The 25,901-nt window shown below is 67.8% G+C and carries 23 protein-coding genes; 15 read left to right on the top strand and 8 right to left on the bottom strand.

Going from position 1 to position 25,901, the window contains the following annotated elements; genetic code table 11:
- Nucleotides 1-92 precede the first annotated feature (92 nt).
- The 5 genes from AOZ53_RS06390 to rfbD all read right to left on the bottom strand — a co-directional run bounded on the left by AOZ53_RS06390 (nt 93) and on the right by rfbD (nt 5,452).
- Nucleotides 93-494 (bottom strand): PTS sugar transporter subunit IIA, encoded by a 402-nt coding sequence (locus AOZ53_RS06390; RefSeq protein WP_054432359.1) that lies wholly within the window; start codon nt 492-494, stop codon nt 93-95.
- An 18-nt stretch (nt 495-512) separates the two neighbouring features.
- Nucleotides 513-1,481: a glutathione synthase gene (gene gshB, locus AOZ53_RS06395; RefSeq protein WP_054487294.1), complete on the bottom strand. Its 969-nt coding sequence runs from the start codon at nt 1,479-1,481 to the stop codon at nt 513-515.
- A gap of 163 nt (nt 1,482-1,644) precedes the next feature.
- Nucleotides 1,645-2,196 carry a translation initiation factor IF-3 gene (infC, locus tag AOZ53_RS06400; RefSeq protein WP_076410237.1) on the bottom strand — a complete coding sequence of 184 codons (552 nt, stop codon included), beginning with the start codon at nt 2,194-2,196 and terminating at the stop codon, nt 1,645-1,647.
- A gap of 20 nt (nt 2,197-2,216) precedes the next feature.
- A complete protein-coding gene (gene thrS / locus AOZ53_RS06405; protein WP_054432361.1) occupies nt 2,217-4,169 on the bottom strand; it encodes a threonine--tRNA ligase in 1,953 nt (650 codons plus the stop codon).
- Nucleotides 4,170-4,537: 368 nt separating this feature from the next.
- Complete coding sequence (gene rfbD, locus AOZ53_RS06410; RefSeq protein WP_054432489.1) at nt 4,538-5,452, bottom strand: dTDP-4-dehydrorhamnose reductase; 915 nt, start codon at nt 5,450-5,452, stop codon at nt 4,538-4,540.
- 290 nt (nt 5,453-5,742) lie between these two features.
- Here rfbD and AOZ53_RS06415 point away from each other — a divergent pair, with 290 nt between their 5' ends.
- Nucleotides 5,743-6,477: a response regulator transcription factor gene (locus AOZ53_RS06415; RefSeq protein ID WP_054432362.1), complete on the top strand. Its 735-nt coding sequence runs from the start codon at nt 5,743-5,745 to the stop codon at nt 6,475-6,477.
- A gap of 55 nt (nt 6,478-6,532) precedes the next feature.
- Here the strand turns inward: AOZ53_RS06415 and hemN are convergent, their stop codons facing one another.
- Nucleotides 6,533-7,960: an oxygen-independent coproporphyrinogen III oxidase gene (gene hemN / locus AOZ53_RS06420; protein WP_180180144.1), complete on the bottom strand. Its 1,428-nt coding sequence runs from the start codon at nt 7,958-7,960 to the stop codon at nt 6,533-6,535.
- 170 nt (nt 7,961-8,130) lie between these two features.
- On the opposite strand from hemN, the gene AOZ53_RS06425 reads away from it, so the two are divergent.
- Complete coding sequence (locus AOZ53_RS06425; RefSeq protein WP_054487296.1) at nt 8,131-9,147, top strand: MerR family transcriptional regulator; 1,017 nt, start codon at nt 8,131-8,133, stop codon at nt 9,145-9,147.
- Between the two features lie 51 nt (nt 9,148-9,198).
- Nucleotides 9,199-9,498, top strand: a complete 300-nt coding sequence (locus tag AOZ53_RS06430) for a hypothetical protein (protein WP_231689927.1) — start codon at nt 9,199-9,201, stop codon at nt 9,496-9,498.
- Between the two features lie 43 nt (nt 9,499-9,541).
- On the opposite strand, the gene AOZ53_RS06435 is transcribed toward AOZ53_RS06430, so the two are convergent.
- Nucleotides 9,542-11,053, bottom strand: a complete 1,512-nt coding sequence (locus AOZ53_RS06435) for a glycosyltransferase family 39 protein (RefSeq protein WP_231689928.1) — start codon at nt 11,051-11,053, stop codon at nt 9,542-9,544.
- A 298-nt stretch (nt 11,054-11,351) separates the two neighbouring features.
- Here AOZ53_RS06435 and AOZ53_RS06440 point away from each other — a divergent pair, with 298 nt between their 5' ends.
- The 11 genes from AOZ53_RS06440 to AOZ53_RS06490 all read left to right on the top strand — a co-directional run bounded on the left by AOZ53_RS06440 (nt 11,352) and on the right by AOZ53_RS06490 (nt 24,349).
- Entirely contained in the window at nt 11,352-12,086 is a 735-nt protein-coding gene (locus tag AOZ53_RS06440; RefSeq protein WP_054487298.1) for a FadR/GntR family transcriptional regulator, read from the top strand.
- A 97-nt stretch (nt 12,087-12,183) separates the two neighbouring features.
- Nucleotides 12,184-13,899, top strand: a complete 1,716-nt coding sequence (locus AOZ53_RS06445; protein WP_054432366.1) for a thiamine pyrophosphate-binding protein — start codon at nt 12,184-12,186, stop codon at nt 13,897-13,899.
- A gap of 18 nt (nt 13,900-13,917) precedes the next feature.
- Nucleotides 13,918-15,159, top strand: a complete 1,242-nt coding sequence (locus tag AOZ53_RS06450; protein ID WP_054487300.1) for a Zn-dependent hydrolase — start codon at nt 13,918-13,920, stop codon at nt 15,157-15,159.
- A gap of 15 nt (nt 15,160-15,174) precedes the next feature.
- On the top strand, nt 15,175-16,674 hold the full coding sequence (locus AOZ53_RS06455; protein WP_054432368.1) for an aldehyde dehydrogenase: 1,500 nt from the start codon (nt 15,175-15,177) through the stop codon (nt 16,672-16,674).
- A gap of 194 nt (nt 16,675-16,868) precedes the next feature.
- Nucleotides 16,869-18,443: an ABC transporter substrate-binding protein gene (locus tag AOZ53_RS06460; protein ID WP_054432369.1), complete on the top strand. Its 1,575-nt coding sequence runs from the start codon at nt 16,869-16,871 to the stop codon at nt 18,441-18,443.
- Between the two features lie 90 nt (nt 18,444-18,533).
- Nucleotides 18,534-19,541 (top strand): ABC transporter permease, encoded by a 1,008-nt coding sequence (locus AOZ53_RS06465; RefSeq protein ID WP_025135337.1) that lies wholly within the window; start codon nt 18,534-18,536, stop codon nt 19,539-19,541.
- Nucleotides 19,538-20,377, top strand: a complete 840-nt coding sequence (locus tag AOZ53_RS06470; RefSeq protein WP_054432370.1) for an ABC transporter permease — start codon at nt 19,538-19,540, stop codon at nt 20,375-20,377. Before AOZ53_RS06465 ends, AOZ53_RS06470 begins: the two co-directional genes overlap by 4 nt.
- A 9-nt stretch (nt 20,378-20,386) precedes the next feature.
- Complete coding sequence (locus AOZ53_RS06475; protein WP_054432371.1) at nt 20,387-22,021, top strand: ABC transporter ATP-binding protein; 1,635 nt, start codon at nt 20,387-20,389, stop codon at nt 22,019-22,021.
- Between the two features lie 27 nt (nt 22,022-22,048).
- On the top strand, nt 22,049-22,369 hold the full coding sequence (locus AOZ53_RS06480) for a cupin domain-containing protein (protein ID WP_006394039.1): 321 nt from the start codon (nt 22,049-22,051) through the stop codon (nt 22,367-22,369).
- A gap of 16 nt (nt 22,370-22,385) precedes the next feature.
- On the top strand, nt 22,386-23,444 hold the full coding sequence (locus AOZ53_RS06485; protein ID WP_054487302.1) for a histone deacetylase family protein: 1,059 nt from the start codon (nt 22,386-22,388) through the stop codon (nt 23,442-23,444).
- 8 nt (nt 23,445-23,452) lie between these two features.
- The gene (locus AOZ53_RS06490) at nt 23,453-24,349 is read left to right on the top strand and encodes a DMT family transporter (protein ID WP_054487304.1); all 897 of its coding nucleotides are present in this window, start codon (nt 23,453-23,455) and stop codon (nt 24,347-24,349) included.
- A gap of 8 nt (nt 24,350-24,357) precedes the next feature.
- On the opposite strand, the gene AOZ53_RS06495 is transcribed toward AOZ53_RS06490, so the two are convergent.
- Nucleotides 24,358-25,383, bottom strand: a complete 1,026-nt coding sequence (locus AOZ53_RS06495; protein ID WP_054432374.1) for an HTH-type transcriptional regulator GntR — start codon at nt 25,381-25,383, stop codon at nt 24,358-24,360.
- 133 nt (nt 25,384-25,516) lie between these two features.
- Between AOZ53_RS06495 and AOZ53_RS06500 the strand changes: the two genes are divergently transcribed.
- Nucleotides 25,517-25,901, top strand: a 385-nt coding sequence (locus AOZ53_RS06500) for a TRAP transporter small permease (protein WP_054487307.1), incomplete at its 3' end; no start/stop codon positions are given.

The raw sequence follows: 25,901 nt of genomic DNA on the forward strand, positions 1-25,901 counted from the left end.
GGCATCACACCGCAGTTGGTGATTGCAGCAAATTGTCGAACCGCTCGTCGGCTTGAAATATTAGCCGAAATAACCGGACGAGTTCCTGTCCGTCAGTCTACCCGCAATACCCCTTGCACCCCGCCCGCCAGCGCCTTTTCACGGGTCTCGGCCAGCGAAAGGTTACGGTAGGTCAGCGCGCGCAACAGCATCGGCGTGTTCAGGCCCGCCAGCACGCAGCACTGGATGCCCTGCGCCTGGGCGTCGGCCACGGCCCGCTTGGAGATATTGGCGGGCGTGGCGCCGATCAGATCGGTCAGCACCAGCACGCCGCCGCCGTGGTCCTGCTCGAGGATGTCCTTGAGCACCGCCGGCGCCAGATCGTCCGGCCGGTCCTCGGGCTGGATGTCGTGGATCGCCAGCATGCCGTCGAGGTTGCCCATGACGTGGCTGGCGCATTCGCGCATGGCGGCGCCCAGGGGCGCATGCACGACGATGACGATACCCGTGGTCATGACAAAGTCCCAGGAAGATCAGGCCGCGGCGCCGGCGGCAACCGCTTTCTCGAGCGCCTGCACGAACATGCCGGCCACGTCGAAGCCGGTCTGTTCGGCGATTTCCACGAAACAGGTGGGGCTGGTGACATTGACTTCGGTGACGTAGTCGCCGATGACGTCCAGGCCGACCAGCAGCAGGCCGCGCGCGGCCAGCTTGGGGGCCACGGCCTCGGCGATCTCGCGGTCGCGCGGCGACAGCGGCTGCGCCACGCCCCGGCCGCCGGCGGCCAGGTTGCCACGGGTTTCGCCGGCCAGCGGGATGCGCGCCAGCGAATACGGCACGGGTTCACCGCCGATCAGCAGGATGCGCTTGTCGCCCTTGACGATCTCGGGAATGTAACGCTGCGCCATGATGGTGCGCGCGCCGTTGTCGGTGAGCGTTTCCAGGATGGCGTTGAGGTTCGGGTCCTTGGGCTGCAGGCGGAACACGCCGGTGCCGCCCATGCCGTCCAGCGGCTTGACGATGACGTCGTGGTGCGTGTCGTGGAACGCCTTCAGGCGCGCCATGTTGCGCGTCACCAGCGTCGGCGCGGTGAACTCGCTGATCTCGGTGATGGCCAGCTTTTCGGGATGGTTGCGGATCGCCGCGCCGCTGTTGAACACCTTGGCGCCCTGCGCCTGGGCGTACTCGAGCAGGTGGGTGGAATACACGTATTCCATGTCGAAAGGCGGGTCTTTGCGCATCACCACCGCGCCGAAATCGGCCAGCGGCAGGTCGCGGGACGCCGATTCGCGCCACCAGTCATGGCCGTGCAGGTCCGCGCCTTCCACCAGCTCGATGGGCGTGGTGACGGCCTTGACCGTGCCGGTCTCGATGTACAGGTCGCCCTGCAGGGCCACGCTGAGCGTATGGCCGCGCGCCACCAGGGCGCGCATCATGGCGACAGAACTGTCCTTGTACGCTTTCAAGAGCGGCAAGGGATCCAAAACGAACAAAACATGCATCGCGACACCCCGAACGTACGCCGCCTTCCCTTTCGGGAAGGCGGCTATCTATGACATCGTAGCGCAGAGCCGCCCAATAAGCGAACCCGCCGAACATGGGCTGGACGGCGGGTCGCGGGGAAGAGCGGCCAGGCCTTCCCGGGCAGGAAGGCCGGCAGGAGCTTTAAGCCGCCGATTCCGGCTTGCCCGCGGGGGCAGCCTTCTTCTTGGGCGCCAGCACCATGACCATCTGACGGCCTTCGAGCTTCGGCATGGCTTCGACCTGGGCCAATTCCAGCAGATCGTCGCGCACACGCTCAAGTACCCGCATGCCCAGTTCCTGGTGGGCCATTTCACGGCCACGGAACCGCAGCGTCACCTTGGCCTTGTCGCCTTCCTCGAGGAAGCGGCGCAGGTTGCGCAGCTTGACCTGGTAGTCGCCCTCGTCGGTGGCCGGACGGAATTTGACTTCCTTGACCTGGATGACCTTCTGCTTCGAACGAGCTTCGGCTTGGCGCTTCTGCTCTTGGTACTTGAACTTACCGTAGTCCATCAAACGGCAGACCGGCGGTTCGGCGTTCGGCGCGATTTCCACCAGATCCACGTCGTTTTGCTCGGAAAGACGGAACGCGTCGGCAATCTTGACGATGCCCAGCTGTTCTCCGTCCAGACCTATCAGGCGCACCTCGGGGACGCGGATTTCACCGTTGATGCGATTGGCTTTTTCAGTGGCGATGTTGAAAGCTCCTACAAATGTTAAGCAGCGCTGCCATCGGGTTGATTGACGTCGCGGCGGGTGGATACGTCTTCGGACAGGCGGGCGACGAAGTCGTCGAACGCGATGGCGCCGAGGTCCAGACCACCCAGACCGCGTACGGCGACGGTACCGTTTTGCTTCTCCTTGTCGCCGACGACGAGGATGTACGGCACCTTCTGCAGGCTGTGCTCCCGAATTTTACGAGTGATTTTTTCACCGCGCAAATCGGACTCTACTCTAAAGCCTTGTTTTTTCAGGCTTTGCGTGATTTCAGCCGCATAATCGGCCGAAGGTTCGGAAATGCAGCACACCACGGCCTGCACCGGAGCCAGCCAGGGCGGCATCGCGCCGGCGTGGTTTTCGATCAACATGCCGATGAAACGCTCGAGCGAACCCAGGATGGCGCGGTGCAGCATCACGGGCGGACGGCGCTGGTCGTTCTGGTCCACGTACTCGGCGCCCAGGCGCACGGGCATGGAGAAGTCGACCTGGATCGTGCCGCACTGCCAGTGGCGGCCGATGGCGTCCTTCAGCGTGTATTCGACCTTGGGGCCGTAGAACGCGCCCTCTCCCGGGGAGATCTCGAATTCGCAGCCGGTGCGGCGCAGGCTTTCCATCAGGGCCTGTTCGGCCGTGTCCCAGACCTCGTCCGAGCCGATGCGCTTTTCAGGGCGCGTGGCGACCTTGTACAGCACTTCGGTGAAGCCGAAGTCGCGGTAGACCTTCTGCAGCAGGGCCGTGAAGTCGGCGCACTCGTCCTGGAGCTGTTCTTCGGTACAGAAGATGTGGCCGTCGTCCTGCGTGAAGCCGCGCACGCGCATCATGCCGTGCAGCGAGCCGGACGGTTCGTTGCGGTGGCACTGGCCGAATTCGCCGTAGCGCAGCGGCAGCTCGCGGTACGAGTGCAGGCCGGCGTTGAAGATCTGCACGTGGCCCGGGCAGTTCATCGGCTTGAGGCCATAGACGCGGTTCTCGGACTCCGTCGTGAACATGTTTTCACGGTAGTTGTCCCAGTGGCCCGTCTTCTTCCAGAGCGAGATGTCGAGGATCTGCGGCGCCTTCACTTCCTGGTAGCCGTTGTCGCGGTAGACGGAGCGCATGTACTGCTCCACCTGCTGCCACAGGGCCCAGCCCTTGGGGTGCCAGAAGATCAGGCCCGGCGCTTCGTCCTGGAAGTGGAACAGGTCGAGTTCGCGGCCGATCTTGCGGTGGTCGCGGCGCTCGGCCTCTTCCAGCATGTGCAGGTAGGCTTCCTGTTCTTCCTTGGTGGCCCAGGCCGTGCCGTAGATGCGCTGAAGCATCTCGTTCTTGCTGTCGCCGCGCCAGTAGGCGCCGGCCACCTTCATCAGCTTGAAGACCTTGAGCTTGCCCGTGGACGGCACGTGCGGGCCGCGGCACAGGTCGATGAACTCGCCTTCGCGATACAGGCTGAGCGGCTCGTTCGACGGAATCGAGGCGATGATCTCGGCCTTGTACTTTTCACCGATGCCCTTGAAGAACTCGACGGCGTCGTCGCGCGACCAGACTTCGCGCGTCACGATCTCGTCCTTCTTGGCCAGCTCGGCCATCTTCTTCTCGATGGCCGTCAGGTCTTCGGGCGTGAACGGGCGCTTGTACGAGAAGTCGTAGTAGAAGCCGTTGTCGATCACCGGGCCGATGGTGACCTGGGCATCCGGGAACAGCTCCTTGACGGCGTAGGCCAGCAGGTGGGCCGTCGAATGGCGGATCATGTCCAGGCCGTCGGCGTCCTTGGCAGTCACGATGGCCAGGCGGGCGTCGCCCTCGATGCGGTAGCTGGTGTCGACCAGCGTGGAGTCGGCGCCGTCAAAGGTCACGCGGCCGCCCAAGGCGGCTTTGGCCAATCCCGCGCCGATCGATTGCGCCACTTCGGCGACCGTGACCGGCCCCGGGTATTGGCGCTGCGAACCATCGGGCAATGTGATCTGTACCATCGGGAGTGCTTCCTGGGGTTCTTGGGAGAAAAAACGAAATTCAGAAACGACAAACGCGGCTGGTAGCCGCGTTCATTTGGTTGTCTTGCTGAGTCTTACCGCTGACCTGACACGGTGAAACCCGACGCACGAAAAACTAACGCGACATAGGGCGAAAGTTCCGGGTCGTAGTTCGTGCCAGCGGGAAAAACATGGTGCTCGGGCCTTCGGGATTGACTTGCGGTGCGCAGCGCCGGGACAAATGGCGTGCTTATCGTTGCCGATTGTAGCACCCTTTGGGCCCATTTCGTGACATTTACGCTACAAAAGGGGCGGATGACGGAGCGAACCCGGCCCGCGGGCGGCGAATGACGGGACGGTGGCGCCCGTCAGGCCAGGTTGCGGCTGTCGGCGATCGCGGCCAGGGCGTGCATCACACCCTCTTCCCAGTGCGGCGCGCGCAGCCCGAAGGTGCGCTCCAGCAGCCGGCTGTCCAAGCGTGAATTCAGGGGCCGGCGCGCCGAGGTGGGGTATTGGTCGGACGCCACGGCCCGGATGTCGCCCGGCGTCAGCGTCACCGCCAGGCCCGCGCGCCGGGCCTGCTGCGCGATGAAGCAGGCGTATTCGTGCCAGCTGGCGTCGCCGGTGGCCGCCAGGTGATACAGGCCGAAGGGAAACGCCGCCTCGGCCGGCCGCGCCAGATAGCGCGCCAGGACCTGCGCGGTGGCATCGGCGATATACGCGGCGCCGGTGGGCGCGCCGCGCTGGTCGCTCACCACGCGCAGCGCTTCCGGCTGGCGCAGCGCCATCAGCATGGTCTTCAGGAAGCTGTTGCCGAACACGCCATAGACCCACGACGTTCGAAATACCAGGTGGGCCGGGTTCAGCGCCCGCACCGCCTGCTCGCCGGCCAGTTTGCTGCGGCCATAGACATTCAGCGGCGCGGGCGCGTCCTGCTCGTCGTAGCTGCCCGCCTTGGCGCCGTCGAACACGTAGTCGGAGGAATAGTGGACGATGAGCGCGCCGCGGTCGGCCGCCAGCGCGGCCAGTTCGCCCGCGGCCTCGGCATTGATGCGCATGGCGCGCACCCCGTCTTCCTCGGCTCGCTCAACCGCGGTGTAGGCGGCAGCGTTGACGATGACGTCGGGCTTTTCGCGCCGCACCAGCCGCGCGATCTGCAGGGGATAGGTCAGGTCGCAGTCGGTCCGCCCGACCGCCGTCACCACGCCCAGCGGCGCGAGGCTGCGCCGCAGCTCGAAGCCGAGCTGCCCGTCCCTGCCGATCACCAGAATTTTCTTGGACATCCGCCGTCCGCCGCCTTGCCAGTCCTGCGCCATGGGCCGTTCAACGGCCGGCCCGGAAATCCTGCGATTTTATGCCTTGCGGACAACGATCGCGCGCCGCGATTTAACGTCGCGCGACGCCACCGTCGGCGTCGCTTTGTCTGATTCTCGCTTAGTTTTCGTCTGTATGGCGCCGTAAGACCATAAGCTTCGCACTCGAATTTCGGACTGGTTACGGCGTGTGCGCGGCCCCGCCCTCGGGCGCTCCCCTCTCCGCACCGATGTGTGCCTTTCCATTCTGTGGAGCCTAGATGAATACTCCCTCAGCGCCGGACACCGTCGTCTCGTCCGAGCCGCGATCCCCCGATGCAGGTGACCGCCCCAATTCCCGCAAGCACCTGCTGCTGTCACGCCCGCCCCCCGTCATCCGGGTGGCCATCCTGGACGATCACCCGGTGGTGGCGCTGGGCCTGGGCGCCTACCTCGACGCCCGTCCCGGCTTTCGCGTCATCCACCAGGAGACCTCCGCGCGCCGGCTGCTCGACAAGCTCGCGACCACGCCGTGCGACATCGCCCTGGTCGACTTCTACCTGCCGCAGGAACCCTGGGACGGCGTCAACTACCTGCGCCGGCTGCGGCGCTATCACCCCAATCTTGCGATCATCACGTTCTCGGCTGGCAACCGCCAGGAGACCCAGTACGCCGCCTTCCGCGCCGGCGCCAACGGCTACCTGGCCAAGCAATGGGGCATGCTGCTGCTGCCCGAGATGATCCACGGCGTCCTCAGCAAGAAGAACCCGTTCCTGTCGGTGCAGGATGGCAAGATCCGGCCGCTGTCGCCGCGGCCGCCGCACGCCCTGCTGACGACGTCCGAGGTCGAAGTCCTGCGCCACATCAGCCAGGGCATGTCGGTCACGCAGATCGCCACGCGCCTCAAGCGCAGCAAGAAGACCGTCAGCACCCACAAGCGCCGCGCCATGCGCAAGCTGCAGCTGTCGGATGATCTGTCGCTGGCCTTGTATCTGCGGGAAAAGTTCGCCGAATAGACAACGACGTGGCCGACGCGGTCGGCCACGTCCTCACGGCGAGGCGGCGCGCGCCTCAGATGATGCGCGAATAGCTGGCGCCGGTGCTGACCGTGCGCAGATAGCCGTCGAACGCCATGGCCACGGCCCTGACGAAATACCAGCCCAGGCCGGTCACGCGCAGTTCGCCGGCCCGCAGGTTGACCAGGCCGAGTTCGGCCAGGTTGGCCACCTGCGACAGCTCCGGCCCGAAGTAGTCGCCGAAACGCAGGCCATGGCGCGCCTCGACCCGGGCGAAATCCACCCGCCCCTGGCACATGATGTCCATGATGACCTCCCGCCGCGCCAAGTCGTCGGCGCTGAGCGCCAGGCCCTTCTCGGTGGCAAAGCGGTCGGATTCGATGGCGGCGTAGTAGCCGTCCAGGTCCTTGGCGTTCTGGCTGTAGGTATTGCCGATGCGGCCGATGGCCGATATGCCCAGCGCCACCAGGTCGCGATCGGGCTGGGTGCTGTAGCCCTGGAAATTGCGGTGCAGCTCGCCGCGCTGCTTGGCGATGGCCAGGGCGTCGGTATTGAGCGCGAAATGGTCCATGCCGATGTAGGTGTAGCCCTGCTTGAGGAAGCCCTCGATGGCGGCGCTCAAGAGGCCGACGCGCGTGGCGCGGTCGGGCAGGTCCAGCGGATTGATGCGGCGCTGCGGCTTGAAGCGTTCCGGCAGGTGCGCGTAGGCGTAGAGCGCGATGCGGTCGGGCCGCAGCGCGCTGACCTGTGCGATGGTGCGGGCGAACGATTCGGTGGTCTGCAGCGGCAGGCCGTAGATCAGGTCGACGTTGATCGAGGCGTAGCCCAGCGCGCGGGCGCTTTGCATCAGGTCGCGCACGTCCTCGAAAGACTGCACGCGATGGACCGCCACCTGCACCTTGGCGTCGAAATCCTGCACCCCGAAACTGAGCCGGTTGAAGCCCAGCTTGCGCAGCCGTTCCAGCCGCTGCGGCGTGGCGGTGCGGGGATCCACCTCGATGGAGATTTCGGCGTCGGGCTCGAAGCGGAAGGCGCCGCGCAGGTCCGCCATCAGACGGTCGAGTTCCTCGTCGGACAGGAAGGTCGGCGTGCCGCCGCCGAAATGCAGCTGCGAGACCGGCACGCCCGGGCCCAGTTCGGCCACGTGCAGCGCGATTTCCCGCGCCAGCGCGTCCAGGTAGCGGGCGGCGCGGTCGTGATGGCGGGTCACGACCTTGTTACAGGCGCAGTAGTAGCAGACCGAATCGCAGAACGGGATGTGCACGTAGAGCGACAGCGGCTCGGTGGTACAGGAATCGCGGCGCTGGCGCAGGGCCTGGCGGTATTGCTCGACGCCAAAATCGCCGTGATAGCGGTCGGCCGTGGGATAGGAGGTGTAGCGTGGCCCGTTCTTGTCCAGGCGCGCCAGCAACTGCGGCGGAAAGAAGGGTTCGGCGGCGGAAGCCGCGGGGTCGGCGGAGGCTGGGCGTAGGGCGGCTTGCATACCTCGAATTATTCGCCTGTGCCGCCCCACCCGCCTTGATCTTGCGCAAACGCGCCGCCCCATTCCAAGCGGGGACGCAACCCGCGATAAGCTTGCGCGCAAGGCGCTTGACCCTCACGTCGCGTCAGGTTCCACCATCAGTCCCGTCACGATTCGAACAGGAGCTTTGCATGTTGTTGAAAGTGGGTGAATTGGCCAGGCGCGCCGGCCTCACGGTGCGCACGCTGCACCACTACGACAGCATCGGGCTGCTGGTCGCGTCGGTACGCTCCGATGCCGGCTACCGCTTGTACAACCGCGACGACATCGCGCGGCTGCACCAGATCCAGGCGCTGCGTCGCCTGGGCCTGCCGCTGGCGGACATCGGAGATCTCCTGGCAAGGCCGGACGTGTCGCTGGCTGGCGTGATCGACCAGCAGATCCACATGCTGGAACACCAGCTGGCGCAAACCGCGAGGCTGCGCGACCGGCTGCTGCGCCTGCGGACGCAGCACGCGAGCGGCGCCACGCCCGACCTTGCCGACTGGTTGCAAACTTTGGAGCTGATGACCATGTACGACAAGTACTTTACCGACCACGAACTGCGCACCCTGCCCTACTTCGCTCCCGATAGCGGGGTCCAGGAACGCTGGGCCGCGCTGGCGCGCGAAGCCGCCGCCGCGCTTGCCGCGGGCATGGCGCCCGCCGACGAACGGGCCCAGGACCTGGCGCGCCGCTGGATGCTGCAGCTCGAGCACGACACGGCGTCGAACCCGGAACTGGCGGCGCGGCTGGACCATATGTTCAGTAGCGAACCGGCGCTGCAGCAGGGCCAGGGCGTCACGCCGGCCATGATCGACTTCATCGTCGCGGCGTTCGCCGAGACCAAGATGCGCCTGTACGAAAAGTACCTGGACGCCGATGAAATCGCCCATCTGCGCGCCCACTACGGCAAGCGCGTGAAGGAATGGATGCCGCTGGTGGCGCAGGTGCATCGCGCCATCGCCAACGGCGAGGCGCCCGAGGCGCCCGCGTCGCGGGCCTTGGCGCGGCGCTGGCTGGAACTGTTCCGTTCGTACGCGGGCGACAACCCTACCACGCACGAGAAATTCCGCCACGCCATGGCCCAGGAACCCGAGCTGCTGGCGGGCACCTGGGTCACGCCGGACATCCTGGCGTTCCTGCGCCAGGCGATGACGTCCCATTGAGGCATCGCGCCTGAATCCGCGGGGCGCCAGCGCCTGCCGGCGCCCCGTAAAATGGCGGGATTCCTCCATTACAAGGACATCCTCGTGGAAACCGAACTCGACGGCCGCCTGCTCGCCCTGCGCCAGGCGATGGCGATCGCCATCGCCCTGTCCACCCGCGGCAGCCCCCAGGCCACCGACATGGCGCTGGAACTGCTGGACGACCTGAAGGCCAACCTGGACAACACGCCGTCGGACAGCCCCTTCGAAAAACCCGAATGGGCGCTCGGCGCGCACGACGAACTGGAGGGCATCGCGCGCCTGGTGCGGGCCTTCACCCAGACGCCCGAACCGGACAGCGACGGCGCATAGGGCCCAGCCGGCGTGGCCGTTGCCGCGTCGCTTCCGGCCCCCGCTAGCGCGCGGGGCCGGCGCCGCAAGCCGCGACAGGCGGCCTGACGCGCCAGTGCAGATTGGGAAATCCCGCTCCCACCGGCTCGAACCCCTCGGGCGACACCCGCGCCTTGCTCAACTCCAGCGCGCCGCAATCGGCCACCAGGGTGGCGTCGACCCACGGACTGAATCGCAGTTGCCCGTGGATCAGCACCAGCGGCCTTTCGGGCAGCCGCAACGACAACGCGCCCGATTCTTCCCAGGGACCGGAAATGACCCGGACCGGCCCGCCCAGCGCGGCAACGGCGCGGCCATGCAGCGCGTCGGCCAGCGCCTGCGCATCGAAGTAGCGCCAGTCGGTCGGACGCCGCAGCAGCGCCAGGCCATTGGGCGCCGTCAGCTCCACCCGCAGCATCAACATCAGCTGGATGACGATGAACACCAGCATCGCCCGGCGCGGCCGGAACGGTTCGCTCCAGGCCGCGCGCGCCCATTCCATCGCGGCCGGCACGATGAACAGCAGGAACGGCGTGCCCCAATGCAGCTGGATGTGCGATCCCGAGATCAGCGCCAAGACGCTGACGAACACCAGCGGCGTCAGGCCGAACGACAGCAGCAGGGTGCGCCCTGCGTCGCCGCTGGTGGGGCAGGCGGTAGAGGTTGCGGTCGAAGTCGCGTTGAGTGAGACGGCAAGGCGCCGCCGTTCGCGGTGGCCCAGCAACCACAGCACGGCCAGGAACAGCCAGGCCGGCAGGGCCCGGTTCAGCAATTGGTCGGCCCACCAGCGGGCGACCTCATGCCCCCGCGCGAGCCACGGCAGGCCGGCCGCCAGCGACGATGACATGGCGTAGTTCAACGGCTCGAAATCGTGCTGGATCAGCCAGACCAGGTGCGGCGCGAACACCGCCAGCGCGGTCAGGCCCGCCACCTGCAGGCCGAATACGTGCATGGGATCGCGCCAGGCCTTGCGGATGCACCAGAACACCAGCACCGCCAACCCGGCGACCGCGATCTGGTATTTGGCCAGCGCGCCCAGCCCCAGGCACCCGCCCAGCACGATCCACCAACCGATCTTGCGGGTCGTGTAGGCCTTCCAGCAAGCCAGCGCGCAGCCGGCCACCAGCGGGATCAGGACGATCTCGTGGTTGTAGAAATACAGCCGGCCGTTATAGAAGGTGACGCACAGGCCCGCCAGCGCGGCGGTCGCGGCATGGGCCTCGCCGCGCATGTCGCGCAGCAGTCGCCACATCAGCGCGAACGCCCCCAGCGCACAGGCCGCGCCCATGACATAGGTGGCCCAGGCGGTCCCGCCCATCAGTTGCGCCACCGGCCACAGCAGCCAGGTCGGCAGCGGCGGATGCTTGTAGTAGCCCCACTCCAGGCTGCGTACCCAGATGAGTTGCTCGATGTTGTCGGTCGGCGGGGCCAGCACGGCCCGGTCCAGCAGCCAGAGCCAGGCGGCCGCGAACGCCAGCATGCCGATCCCGACCCGCCATGGATCCGGTTTCCAGGCCTCGTTGCCATTCCGTCGCACGCCACACTCCCTGTCATGGCGTACGCAAAGCCCCGCCCTCTCCTCCCGGTTTCCGGGACGCAGGGATTATCGGGTCCGGAACATGTCACGACGTCGATGAATTTGTCCGGCAATTGTTCGAAAACTGTAAAGCGCGGCGCTTGGAAAAGGGTCGCCTAGCTGGCCTGACCACTGGATAGGAAGAGGGGGAATCCCTCTGATCGTTTTCCCTTGATAAAGCGATTTTTACTTTTATTTCAAGGAGACGCTGCCTATATTGGTGGCCTGACCACCAGACCATACGTACCGCAAGTCCACGATGAACACCTTCCAAGCCGTTGCCGTCACCCGCCTCTATCGCATGATCGCCGACCAGATCGCCGGACGGATCCGCGCGGGCGATTTTCCGCGCGGCGGCCGCCTGCCGTCCGAGCGCGAGCTGGCCGAGCAATTGCAGGTCAGCCGGGCCTCGATCCGGGAAGCCCTGATTGCGCTGGAGATCGAAGGCTATGTCGAAGTGCGCGTGGGCACCGGCGTGTTCGTCACCGCCACCCGCGAGGCCGCGCCCGCCGCCACGGCCTCCGCGCCGGCGGCCCCGCAGGACGAGATCGGCCCCTTCGACCTGCTCGAGGCGCGCATGCTGATCGAACCCGAATGCGCCGCGCTGGCCGCGCAACAAGGCTCGCCGGCACAGATCGCCGCCATCCGCGCGGCCCACGAGGCCATGTCGCTGACCGACGCGCCGGGCTGGCACGACCGGGAATTCCACAGCGCCATCGCCGCCGCCTGCGGCAACGCGGCGCTGGCGGCCTCGGTGGCCCACCTGTGGAACCTGAGCCTGGCCAGCCCGGTGTTCAGCCGCATGCAGGATTACTTCGTCAACACCAAGGTGTGGGCGGTCGCCCACGCCGAGCACCAGCGCATCCTGACCGCCATCCTGGCGCGCGATCCGATCCGCGCGCGCCATGCCATGCATGCGCACCTGATCGGCATCCTGGCCCGCCTGAGGGAAGACTTCGGCGACGACGACGGGAGCATCCGCCCCGACATCTAGGCCCCGCTCGCCAACCCGCCGGCGGCGCCGACCGCCCCCCTTGCCACGAACCCCAAGCCCGCGCCTGGCGCGGACAGCCCATCCCGGGAGTGTTTGCATGACGGTTGTATCCCCCCTGCCGCGCAACGGCGGCCAGATCCTGATGCAGCAGCTGCGCATCCACGGCACGCGCCGCATCTTCATGATTCCGGGCGAGAGCTACCTGCCCTGCATCGACGCGCTGAACGAGCATCGCGGCGCCATCGAGCCGGTGGTGTGCCGCCAGGAAAGCGGCGCCGCCTACATGGCCGAGGCCCATGGCAAGCTGACGGGCGAGCCCGGCGTCTGCTTCGTCACCCGCGGCCCGGGCGCCACCAACGCCAGCATCGGCGTGCACACCGCGTTCCAGGATTCGACGCCGATGATCCTGTTCGTCGGCCAGGTCGGCAACGACTTCTACGAACGCGAAGCCTTCCAGGAGATCGACTACCGCCGCATGTTCGGCCAGATGGCCAAGTGGGTGGCGCAGATCGACCGCACCGACCGCATCCCGGAATTCGTGGCGCGCGCCTACGCCACCGCCACCAGCGGCCGCCCCGGCCCGGTGGTGCTGGCGCTGCCGGAAGACACGCTGTGGGGCACGGCGACGGTGGCCGACATGCCGCGCTACCAGCGCGTGGCCGCCAGCCCGGGCCAGCCCGACCTGGACCGCCTGCGCCAGTTGCTCGACCAGGCCGAGCGGCCCGTGATGGTGCTGGGCGGCAGCGGCTGGAATGCCGACGCGATCCAGCAGATCGCCGCCTTCGCCGAACGCTTCGAACTGCCGGTGGCCACCGCCTGGCGCCGGCTCGAATGCTTCGACCAGCGCCATCCCAACGCCGCCGGCCAGATGGGCTGGGGCATGACCGAGGCGCTGCGCGCCCGCATCCAGGCAGCCGACCTGATCCTGGCGGTGGGCACGCGCCTGGGCGAAGCCACCACCGAGGGCTACCAACTTATCGAAAGCCCCTTGCCGCGACAGGCGCTGATCCATGTCCATCCCGATCCGCAGGAACCGGGCCGCGTCTATGCCCCGACCCAGGCGATCGCCGCCAGCGTCGCAGGCTTCGCGCAGGCGGTTGCCCTGCTACAACCGGCCCACGCCACGCCGCGCGGCGCCGCGGTGCGCGCGGCCCACGCCGAATACCTGGATTCGCTCAAGCCGCTGCCCTCGCCCGGCCCGCTGGGCCTGGACGCCGTGGCCGCGCTGGTCAACCAGCGCCTGGCGCCGGACGCCTGCATCACGGTGGGCGCGGGCAACTACGCGCTGTATCCGCACCGCTACCGCCAGTTCACCGGCCTGGGCACCAGCCTGGCGCCGACGGTCGGGTCGATGGGCTACGGCCTGCCGGCGGCCGTGTCGGCCAAGCTCGAACATCCCGGCAAGACCGTGGTCTGCTACGCCGGCGACGGCTGCTTCCAGATGAATCTGCAGGAACTGGGCGTGGCCCAGCAGTACCGGCTGGGCATCGTGGTGCTGGTGTTCAACAACGGCATGTGGGGCACGATCCGCGCGCACCAGGAACGCGAGTTCCCCGGCCGCCCGATCGCGCTGGACTTCGAGAATCCCGATTTCACCCAGATCGTGCGCGGCTACGGCGGCTACGGCGAAGCCGTCGAACGCACCGAGGATTTCGCCGCGGCGTTCGACCGCGCGCTGGCCTACGCCGAGCGCGAACAACGCCCCGCGCTGCTGGAAATCCGCTACGACGCCGACGGCATCGCCCCCGGCCAGACCCTTACCGCCATTCGCGACGCGGCGCTGGCGCGCCAGGCCGCCGCCTCCACCCACTGACACCGAACGAGGACCACCATGACTTCATCCCTGTCCGTCAACGGCAACCGGCTCTGGCAATCCCTGATGGATCTGGCCGAGATCGGCGCCACGCCCAAGGGCGGCAACTGCCGCCTGGCCCTGACCGCGCTCGACGGCCAGGGCCGCGACCTCGTCACCGGCTGGATGCGCGACGCCGGCCTGACGATCCGCGTGGACCAGGTGGGCAATATCTTCGCCCGCCGCGCCGGCCGCAACGACGCGCTGGCGCCGGTGATGACCGGCAGCCACATCGACACGCAGCCCACTGGCGGCAAGTTCGACGGCTGCTTCGGCGTGCTGGCCGGCCTCGAAGTGATGCGCACCCTGAACGACGCCGGCGTGCAGACCGAGGCGCCACTGGAACTGGCCATCTGGACCAACGAGGAAGGCTCGCGCTTCGTGCCGGTGATGATGGGCTCGGGCGTGTTCGCCGGCAAGTTCTCGCTGGAGACGGCGCTGAGCGCGCGCGACGCCAAGGGCCTGGCGGTGCGCGACGAGCTGCAGGCCATCGGCTACGCCGGCGCCGATCCGGTCGGCGGCCGCCCGGTGGATGCCTACTTCGAGGCCCACATCGAGCAGGGCCCGATCCTGGAACACGAAGAGAAAGTGATCGGCGCGGTGACCGGCTCGCTCGGCCTGCGCTGGTACGACGTCACCGTGACCGGCATGGAAATGCACGCCGGCCCCACGCCCATGGGCATCCGCCGCGACGCGCTGTTCGCCGCCAGCTACCTGCTGCAGGCGGTGGTCAACATCGCCAACGCCCACCAGCCGCACGGGCGCGGCACCGTGGGCGAGATCCACGCGCATCCCGGCTCGCGCAACGTGATCCCGGGCCAGGTGCGCTTCACCACCGACCTGCGCCATGAGGACGAGGCCACGCTCACGCGCATGGACCAGCTGTGGCGCGACGCCTGCCGCGAGATCGCCGAGAAGCACGGCGTGCAGGTGGAAGTGAAGGACGTGCAGTACTTCCGCCCCACCCCGTTCGATCCGGACCTGATCGAAAAGGTGCGCCAGGGCGCCGCGCGCCGCGGCCTGCCGGCGATGGACATCGTCACCGGCGCCGGCCACGACGCCGTCTACATGGCCGCGGTGGCGCCCACCGCCATGATCTTCGTGCCGTGCAAGGACGGCATCAGCCACAACGAAATCGAGGACGCGCAGCCCGCGCACCTGGAAGCCGGCTGCAACGTGCTGCTGGACGCCATGGTGGCCCGCGCCAACGCCGCGCGCTGAACCGAGGACATCGTCATGACCCTGCATACTCTCGACTACTGGCAAGCCCGCGCCGAAATGCTGACGTTGCGCGGCCAGGCCTATATCGACGGCGCCTACGCCGACGCCGCCGACGGCGCCACCTTCGCGGCCACCAGCCCGATCGACGGCCGCAAGCTGGCCGATGTGGCCGCCTGCGGCCAGGCCGACGTCGATCGCGCCGTGGCGGCCGCCCGCCGCGCCTTCGAGGCCGGCGTCTGGTCCGGCCTGGCGCCGCGCGAACGCAAGGCGCGCCTGGTGCGGCTGGCGCAGCTCATCACCGAGCACAGCGAGGAGCTGGCGCTGATCGAGACCCTGGACATGGGCAAGCCGATCCGCGACGCGCTGGCCTTCGACCTGCCCGAGACCGCGCACTGCTATGCCTGGTACGGCGAGGCCATCGACAAGCGCTACGACGAGATCGCGCCGACGGGAGGCAATGCCCTGGCCACGGTCACGCGCGAGCCGCTCGGCGTGGTGGCCGCCGTGGTGCCGTGGAACTACCCGCTGCTGATGGCGGCGTGGAAAGTCGCGCCGGCGCTGGCCGCCGGCAACAGCGTAATCCTCAAGCCGGCCGAACAGTCGTCGTTGAGCGCATTGCGGCTGGCGGCGCTGGCCGAGCAGGCCGGCATCCCGGCGGGCGTCTTCAACGTGGTGCCCGGCACCGGCCCCATCGCGGGCAGCGCGCTGGGCCTGCATCCGGACGTGGACTGCGTGGCCTTCACCGGCTCCACCGCCACCGGCAAGCGCTTCATGAGCTATTCGGGCGAATCGAACCTCAAGCGCGTGTGGCTGGAATGCGGCGGCAAGTCGCCGCACATCGTGTTCGAGGACTGCCCCGACCTGGACCGCGCCGCGCTGATCGCCGCGCTGGCGATCTTCTCGAACCAGGGCGAGGTCTGCATCGCCGGCTCGCGCCTGTACGTGCACGACGCCATCTACGACACCTTTCTGGAAAAAGTGGCCCGCCATGCCGCCGAGATGCGGCCGGGCAATCCGCTGGATCCGGCCACGGCGCTGGGCGCCATGGTCGACGAGCGCCAGACGCGCTCGGTCATGGCGCGCATCGCGGCCGGCCAGGCCGAGGGCGCGACGCTGCGCATCGGCGGACGGCAGGTGCGCACCGACAGCGGCGGCTTCTACATCGAGCCCACCATCTTCGATTGCGCCGATGCGTCCAGCGCGCTGATCCGCGAAGAGATCTTCGGCCCGGTGCTGGCGGCGCAGCGCTTCCATACGGAAGACGAAGCCATCGCATTGGCCAACGATTCCTCGTACGGCCTGGGCGCCGGCCTGTGGACCGCCAACCTGGGCCGCGCGCACCGCCTGTCGCGCCGCCTGCGCGCCGGCCTGGTCTGGGTCAATTGCTATGCCGACGGCGACATCACCGTGCCGTTCGGCGGCGTCAAGCAATCGGGCTTCGGCCGCGACAAGTCGCTGCACGCGCTGGACAAGTACAGCGACCTGAAAACCACCTGGATCGACATCACCCTGTAGGGCCGCGCCGTGCACCTCACCTATCGCCGCATTGGTGCGCGGCGCGCGGCCTGCACCCATACGAAGCATTGTTGTAGCAGCTCCACCCCGCAGTTCCCCGAGAAACAGGTGGCACGAGGTTTGCTTGTCATAGCCGGCACACGCCGCGTGACGCGCGGCCACCTGACAACCCTCTTCCAGCCCGGAGGCTCGCAGTGAAATCGAAGACTTGGTTCTCCCTCAGCATCGGCGCCCTGGTCCTGGCGGCCGCCTTGCCCGCCACGCAGGCCCTGGCCCAGACCAAGGGCGGCACGCTCAACATGATCGTCCAGCCCGAGCCGCCCGTGATCGTCACGGCCATCAACCAGCAGGGGCCGACGCAATTCGTCGCCGGCAAGATCTATGAAAGCCTGCTGACCTACACCACCGACCTCAAGCCGCAGCCCGGCCTGGCCAAGTCGTGGGAAGCGGCGGCCGACGGCCTGACCTACACCTTCCACCTGCAGGACAACGTCAAGTGGCACGACGGCAAGCCGTTCACCGCCGACGACGTGGTCTTCACGCTGGCGGACATGCTGCCCAAGACCCATGCGCGGGCCCGCGTGATCCTGAACAAGTTCGTCGACTCGGTGCAGGCGCCGGATCCGAAGACCGTGGTCATCAAGCTGAAGTCGCCGTTCCCGGCCTTCATGCTGATGTTCGAGCCGGGCTTCGCGCCGATCATGCCCAAGCACATCTATGCCGGCACCGACTACATGGCCAACCCGGCCAACCAGAAGCCGATCGGCACCGGCCCGTTCATGTTCAAGGAATGGAAGCGCGGCGAGTACATCAAGCTGGTGCGCAACCCCGACTACTGGAAACCGGGCAAGCCCTACCTGGACGAGCTGGTGTTCAACGTGATTCCGGACGCGGCCTCGCGCGCGGTGGCGTTCGAGCGCGGCAGCGTCGACGTGCTGCGCGGCGGCGACGTCGACAACGTCGACATCAAGCGCCTGCGCGCCCTGCCCAAGGTGGAATACACCACCGCCGGCTGGGAGATGTTCTCGCCCCAGGCCTACCTGATCTTCAACATGCGCAAGCCGCCCTTCGACAACCTGAAGGTGCGCCAGGCGGTGATGGCCGCGATCAACCGCAACATGGTGGTCAACAACATCTTCTTCGGCCTGGGCAAGGTCTCGACCAGCCCCTTCGTCACGACCGAGATGTTCTATGACAAGAACATGCCGCCGATGCCATTCGACATGAAGAAGGCGCGCGAGCTGATCAAGGAATCGGGCATCAAGCCCGGCGACTACACCATCCGCCAGTTGAGCTTCCCCTACGGCTCGACCTGGGACCGCCTGGGCGAATACACCAAGCAGGCGCTCGAACAGCTGGGCTTCAAGGTCAACCTGGAATCGACCGACGCCGGCGGCTGGGCCAGCCGCACCGGCAACTGGGACTTCGACCTGACCACCAACTTCACCTACCAGTACGGCGATCCGGCGCTGGGCGTGCAGCGCCTGTACATCTCGTCGAACATCGTCAAGGGGTCGCCGTTCGCCAACGTGCAGGGCTACAGCAACCCCGAGACCGACAAGCAGTGGGAAGCCGCCGCGTCCGAGGTCGACCCGGCCAAGCGCCAGGCGCTCTACACGCAGCTGCAGACCACGCTGGTCAATGAAGTCGCCAACGGCTTCCTGGTGGACATGGAGTTCCCCACGCTGTATCGCGCCAACGTCAAGAACCTCGTCAAGACGGCCATCGGCCTGAACGAGTCGTTCGACGACGTCTACATCGAGAAGTAAACGCCGCAAGCCGCGGGCGCGCCATCCGGCCCGCCCGCGGCGCCCGGCCGCGCGACGGACGTCCGCGCCCGTCCACGGAGGACCCAGAGCATGAAATTCCTGTCTTTCCTGGTTTCGCGCATCGGCAAGGCCCTGGTGGTCGTGCTGGGCGTGGTCATCATCAATTTCTTCCTGATCCGCCTGGCGCCCGGCGACCCCGCCGCCGTGCTGGCGGGGCAGGCCGGCGCGGGCGATGCCGCCTACGTCGAGCAACTGCGCGTCGCGTTCGGGCTGGACAAGCCGGTGCTGACGCAGCTGTTCCTGTACCTGAAGGGCGTGGTCCAGCTGGACCTGGGCTTTTCCTACCGCAACCACGTGCCGGTGCTGGACCTGATCGTCGAACGCCTGCCCGCCACCTTCCTGCTGATGTCCTGCGCCTTCGTCTTCTCGATCGTGCTGGGCGTGCTGCTGGGCGTGGTCGCGGCCAAGGCGCGCTACCGCAACAAGCGCCGCTGGATCGACAGCTCGGTCATGACCGGCGCCCTGTTGCTGTACGCCACGCCGCTGTTCTGGCTGTCGTTGATGGGCATCCTGCTGTTCTCGGTGGTGCTGGGCTGGCTGCCGGCGTTCGGCATGGAAACCGTGGGCGCCGGCCTGACGGGCTGGGCGCGCGCCGCCGACATCGCGCAGCACCTGATCCTGCCGACGGTGACGCTGGGCTGCTTCTTCATGGCGGTGTACGTGCGCCTGACGCGCGCCTCGATGCTGGAAGTGATCGGCATGGACTTCGTCAAGACCGCGCGCGCCAAGGGCGTCAGCCCCAGCCGCGTGATCCGCGCCCACGTGCTGCGCAACGCGCTGCTGCCGGTGATCACCTTCGCCGGCATCCAGCTGGGCCAGATGGCCGGCGGCGCGGTGCTGACCGAAACCGTGTTCGCCTGGCCGGGCATCGGCCGGCTGATGTTCGATGCGCTGCTGCAGCGCGACTACCAGCTGCTGCTGGGCATTTTCCTGGTGACCTCGATCATGGTGGTGGTGTTCAATCTGTTGACCGACGTGCTGTACCGCCTGATCGATCCGCGCATCGGCGCGGGCGCGCAGCAAGGAGCCGCGGCATGAAGCAATTCGCCCGACGCTATATGCGCAACTACGGCGCGGTGGCCGGACTGGCCATCGTGCTGGCCGTGGTCATCGTGGCGCTGGCCGCGCCGCTGCTGTACCAGGATTCGCCCTGGATGATGGTGGCCGATCCGCTGATCCCGCCCTTCACCGACGCCGCCTACCCCTTCGGCACCGACATGCTGGGCCGCGACATCACCGCCGGCCTGGTGTGGGGCGCGCGCGTCTCGCTGATGGTGGGCCTGCTGTCGACCGCGGTGGCGCTGGTGTTCGGCATCGTCGTCGGCGCCGTCGCCGGCTACTGCGGCGGCCGCGTCGATGACCTGCTGATGCGCTTCACCGAGTTCTTCCAGACCATTCCGCAACTGGCGATGGCGGTGGTGCTGGTGGCCATCCTGAGCCCCTCGATGTATTCCATCATGGGCGCGATCGCGGTGGTGTCCTGGCCGCCCGCGGCGCGCCTGGTGCGCTCTGAATTCATGACGCTCAAGCAGCGCGAGTTCGTGCAGGCGGCCATCGTCATCGGCCAGACGCCGGCGCGCATCGTCGGCACGCAGATCCTGCCGAACGCCATGTCGCCCATCATCGTCTCGGCCTCGTTCATGGTGGCCACCGCCATCCTGACCGAATCGTCGCTGTCCTTTCTGGGGCTGGGCGACCGCAACGAGATGAGCTGGGGCTTCATGATCGGCGCCGCGCGCACCATGATCCGCGAAGCCTGGTGGATGAGTGTGTGGCCGGGCGTGGCGATCCTGCTGACCGTGCTGGCCATCAATCTGATCGGCGAAGGCCTGAACGACGCCCTCAACCCGCAACTGCGCAAGCGCGGCGAATAGGAGACCGGCATGAACGCATCCGCGCCCCTGCTTTCCATCCAGAACCTCAGCATCGCCCTGCCCCGCGGCGGCGACCGCCCGTTCGCGGTGCAGGACGTCTCATACGACATCAACGCCGGCGAGATCCTCTGCATCGTCGGCGAATCCGGCTCGGGCAAGTCCATGAGCGCCAACGCCATCATGGGCCTGCTGCCCGACTACCTGACGCCGCAGCAGGGCCGCATCCTGTTCCGCGGCGCCGACCTGTTGCAACAGGACGAGGCCACGCTGCAAGGCATGCGCGGCAAGGACATGGCCATGATCTTCCAGGAGCCGCTGTCGGCCCTGAACCCGCTGATGACGGTGGGCGAGCAGATCAACGAGGTCATGCGCGTCCACAACGCCTACCCCGGTCCGGAACGCATGCGGCGCACGCTGGAACTGCTGGCCTTCGTCGGCCTGCCGGACCCGGCCACGCTCTACCACGTCTATCCGTTCCGCCTGTCGGGCGGCCAGCGCCAGCGCGTCATGATCGCGATGGCGCTGGCGCTGGAACCGGCGCTGCTGATCGCCGACGAGCCGACCACCGCGCTCGACGTCACCACCCAGGCGCAGATCCTGGCGCTGATCGCCCGCATCCAGAAGGAAAAGGGCATGGGCGTGATGTTCGTCACCCATGACTTCGGCGTGGTCGCCGAGATCGCGCACCGGGTGGCGGTGATGGAAAAAGGCGTGCTGGTCGAGCAGGGCCCCGCCGAGGAAGTGCTGAACCGCCCGCGCCATCCCTACACCCAGCGCCTGATCGCGGCGGTGCCGCACCGCCGCGGGCAGGAGCGCGCCGCCGCCGAGCAGGAACGGCCGGTGCTGGAGGTGAAGGACCTGAAGAAGACCTACGTCATCGGCCACGGCTGGCTGGGCGGCAAGCGCGAAGTGCACGCGGTCGATGGCGTCAGCTTCAGCGTGCGCCGCGGCGAGACGCTGGGCATCGTCGGCGAGTCCGGCTCAGGCAAGTCGACCATCGGCAAGTGCCTGCTCAAGCTGGTCGGCATCAACGGCGGCCAGCTGATCTTCAATGGCCAGGACATCGCCGCCATGCCGGAGTCGCGCTTCCGGCCGCTGCGCAAGGACATCCAGATGATCTTCCAGGATCCCTTCGCCTCGCTCAACCCGCGCCATACCGTGGGCCGCATCATCAGCGACGGCCCGGTCGCCAACGGCGTGCCGCGCGCCCAGGCCGAGGCCCGCGTGCGCGAGCTGCTGTCGCTGGTGGGCCTGGACCCGTCGGCCTTCGACCGCTACCCCAACCAGTTCTCGGGCGGCCAGCGCCAGCGCATCGGCATCGCCCGCGCCCTGGCGCTGGAACCCAAGGTGCTGGTGGCCGACGAATCGGTGTCGGCGCTGGACGTGTCGGTACAGGCCCAGGTGCTGCAACTGCTGCACGACCTGCAGCAGCGCCTGAAGATCGCGCTGGTGTTCATCACCCACGACCTGCGCGTGGCCGCGCAGATCTGCAATTCGGTGCTGGTCATGCACCGGGGCAAAGTGGTGGAATACGGATCGCCCAGCCAGATTTTCGACAACCCGCAGCACGCCTACACGCAACAACTCATCGCCGCCGTGCCCGGCCAGCACTGGGATCCGACCCAGGCGCAGGCCGCGGCCTGAAGCGGCCATCACAACCAGGAGACTTGCATGCAACGCCCCCCCGCCGTGCCCACCGTCCAGATCGACAACGACCAGGTCACCGTCACCGAATGGCGCTTTCCGCCCGGCGGGGAAACCGGCTGGCACCGCCACGGCATGAACTACGTGGTGGTGCCGCAGACCACCGGCCCGCTGCTGCTGGACACGCCCAACGGCCAGGTCACCAGCCAGCTCACCACCGGCGTGTCCTACTACCGGCCGGTGGGCGTGGAGCACAACGTCATCAACCCGGGCGACACCGAATTCGTGTTCGTCGAGATCGAGATCAAGCAGCCGGGGCAGGCCCCGGCCGCCGGCTGCTCGCACTGACGCGCAAAGGAACACCATGAAGGCGTTTTTCTCGGAAGAACAACTGCTGCACACCCCCCAGCAGTTCATGCGGCTGGGCCGCATCAGCGCCCCCACCGACCTGCCCTCTCGCGCCCACAGCCTGCAAGGGGCGCTGGCCGCCCGCGGCATCGCGGTCGAGGCGCCGCCCGACTACGGCCGCCAGCCGCTGGAAGCCATCCACAGCGCGGACTACCTGGACTACCTGGAAACCGCATTCGCCCGCTGGCAGGCGCTCAAGGCGCCGGGCGTGGATCCCGGCCCCGAAGTGCTGCCGAACCTGTCGCCCTACTACAGCGGCCGCGTCGAAGCGGCCGGGCGCGGCCCCTGCCCGTCGCCGTCGATCGTGGCGCAGACCGGCTACTACCTGAGCGACCTGTCCTGCCCCATCGGCTCGCATACCTGGCGCTCGGCGCTGCGCTCGACCCACAGCGCGGTGGCCGCGGCCGAACACGTGGCCGCCAACGGCGGCGCGGCCTATGCGCTGTGCCGGCCCTCGGGCCACCACGCCCACCGCGACCGCGCCGGCGGCTTCTGCTATCTGAACAGCAGCGCGGCCGCCGCCGCCCGGCTGCTGCAGACCTGGTCCAAGATGGCGGTGCTGGACGTGGACGCGCATCACGGCGACGGCACCCAGAACATCTTCTACCAGCGCGCCGACGTGATGACGGTATCGCTGCACGCCGACCCCACCGGCTACTACCCGTTCTACACCGGCTACGCGCACGAGCGCGGCCACGGCGCCGGCGAGGGCCGCAATCTCAACCTGCCGCTGCCGCATGGCGCCGGCAACGACCCATTCCTGCGGGCGCTGGACAGCGCGCTGGCGGCGCTGGCCGGCTACGGGCCGCAAGCGCTGGTGCTGGCGCTGGGCTTCGACACCTACAAGGACGATCCCATCAGCGTGCTGAAACTGGACATCGACGCCTACCGCGACATCGGCGCGCGCGTGGCCAGCCTGGGCCTGCCCACGGTGGTGGTGCAGGAAGGCGGCTACATGGTGCAGGCCATCGGCCCGGCGCTGGACGCGTTCCTGCAGGGCCTGGCCCGCGCCTGAGCCACGCCATGGCCACCTCCTCCGCCACGGCGCCCGGCGCCATCCCGGCCACCGGCTCGCGCCAGGCCGGCATCCTGCTGTTCTTCGCGGCGCTGGTGGCCTTCGCCACCTTCGACGCCGGTTCCAAGCAGATGCTGATGCGCTATCCGGCGCCGTTCCTGAACATCATGCGCTACATCGCGGTGGCGACGCTGGCGCTGGGACTGCTGTGGCGCCACGGCTGGCCGGACCTGCGCGGCGCGCCGCAAAAACCCCTGCTGATCCTGCGCGGCCTGATGCTGGCCACCGTTGGGACCTGCTTCATGACGGCGCTGATCTGGATGCCGCTGTCCGAAGCCACGGCCATCTACTTCACCTCGCCGCTCATCATGGTGGCGCTGTCGCCCTGGCTGCTCGGCGAACGGGTGCGGCCGGTGCAATGGACGGCGGTGGCGGCCGGCTTTGCCGGCATGCTGCTGATCGTGCGGCCCGGCGCCGACCTGCCGGCGCTGGGCACCCTGCTGATGGCGGTCTCGGCGGTCAGCTACGCCATCTTCCAGGTGCTGACCCGCAAGCTGTCGGGCAAGGTGGCCGGCCCGGTGCAATACGCCTACACCGCCTTCATCTGCCTGATCGTCACCGCGCTGCCCGCGCCGTTCTTCCTGCCGGATCCCTGGCCGGACCTGACGGACATGGCCTTGATCGTGGGCCTGGGCGCCTGCAGCGGGCTGGCGCAGATCCTGCTGATCGCCGCCTTCCAGCGCGTCGCGGCGGCCACGCTGGCGCCGCTGAACTACTTCCAGCTGCTGCTGGCCGTGGCTTTCAGCACCTTCTGGTTCCAGCGTCCGCCCGACGGGCTGGCGCTGACCGGCATCGCCATGATCATGGCATCCGGCGTCTTCCTGGCGCTGCGCCGCGCCGGCTAGGAGCGGCCTCAGGAGGTTTCGCGCTGCACCAGCGTGAAACCCAGGTCCACGTGGCGCTGCGCGATGGGCTGCCCGGCCAGGTGCCGCATCAGCAGTTGCGCCGCTTCCCGGCCAATCTCGTAGCGCGGCGTAGAGATGGTCGACAGCGGCGGCGTGGTCCAGGCCGTTCCCGCGAAGTCATGAAAGCCCACCAGCGCCATCCGGCCGGGCACGCTGACGCCCAGCCGCCCGCACTGGAACACCGCGCCTTGCGCCAGGTCGTCATTGCAGAAGAACACCGCGTCGCAATCGGGATGCTGCGCCAGCAGCGTTTCCAGCAACGTCGCCCCCAATGCGATCGAGGATTTCTCAGGCGTCATGATCTCCAGCGCGGGATCATGCAGGCCGGCGTCGCGCAACGCCTGCCGGCACCCTTCGCAACGGCGCAGCGAGCGCGGGTCGAGCTGGGCGCCGACGATGCCGATGCGCCGATAGCCCCGCTCCACCAGGTGGCGGCCGGCGGCGTAGCCGGAATCGAACTGCGAGAAGCCGACGCTCATGCCCTCGCTGTCCGGCAGCGTCTCGATGGTGTGGACCGTGGGCATGGCCTGCGCCCGCAACAGCGCCCAGACGCCGGGATTGTGGTCGATGCCGGTCAGGATCAGGCCATCGGGCAGGTGCTGCAGGTACTTGCGCAGCAGCGCCTCCTCGGCATCGGGCGAATACCCCGTGACGCCGATCAGCAGGTGATAGCCCTGCTCGTCCAGCACGTCCTTGATGCCGGTGATGATGTCCACGAACACCACGTTGCTCAGCGACGGGATCAGCACCACGATGGTCTGCGACCGCGCCGACGCCAGCGCGCTGGCGGCGTGGTTGGGCACGTAGCCCAGTTCGCGGCAGACCTCGGCGATGCGCAGGCGCACCGCCTCGGCCACCTTGTCGGGCGTGCGCAGGGCGCGCGACACCGTGATCGCGCTGACCCCGGCGCGGTCGGCGACCTCTTGCATGGTCACCCGTCCGGCGCGGGTGCTGCGGGGCTTGCGGATGGACATCGAGCTGACTGGGCGGTTGGCGAGCACGTAGTCTGACCTAAAGATCAGGGCTTGCCAAACCAAAAATGTTAGCGCTAACATTGCCCTCGCGATATCCATAAGAATTCCGGAAAACGGAAAAGAGGAGACAAGCATGCAAGGATCCCCCAAGGGGCGGCCTGGCGGCGGCGCGCTGGCGCGCGCGGCCGACTGGTGCGCCCGGTTGCAGACCTGGCTGATGGTGGCCTGTCTGGTGGTCATGGTGGTGCTGCTGTTCGGCAACGTCGCCATGCGCTACCTGTTCAACTCCGGCATCAACGCCTCCGACGAGGTCTCGCGCCTGGCCTTCGTCTGGCTGATCTTCCTGGGCTCGGTGCTGGCGTTGCGCGATCACCAGCACATCGGCGTGACGATGCTGGTGGAACGCTTCGGCCCCGCCGCGCGCCGCGTCTCGCACATCTTCTGCCAGCTGCTGGTGTTGTGGGTGCTGTGGCTGATGGCCGACGGCAGCTGGACGCAGACCCTGATCGGGCTCGACA

The organism is Achromobacter sp. 2789STDY5608621 (assembly GCF_001299375.1).
Classification (GTDB): domain Bacteria; phylum Pseudomonadota; class Gammaproteobacteria; order Burkholderiales; family Burkholderiaceae_B; genus Achromobacter; species Achromobacter insuavis.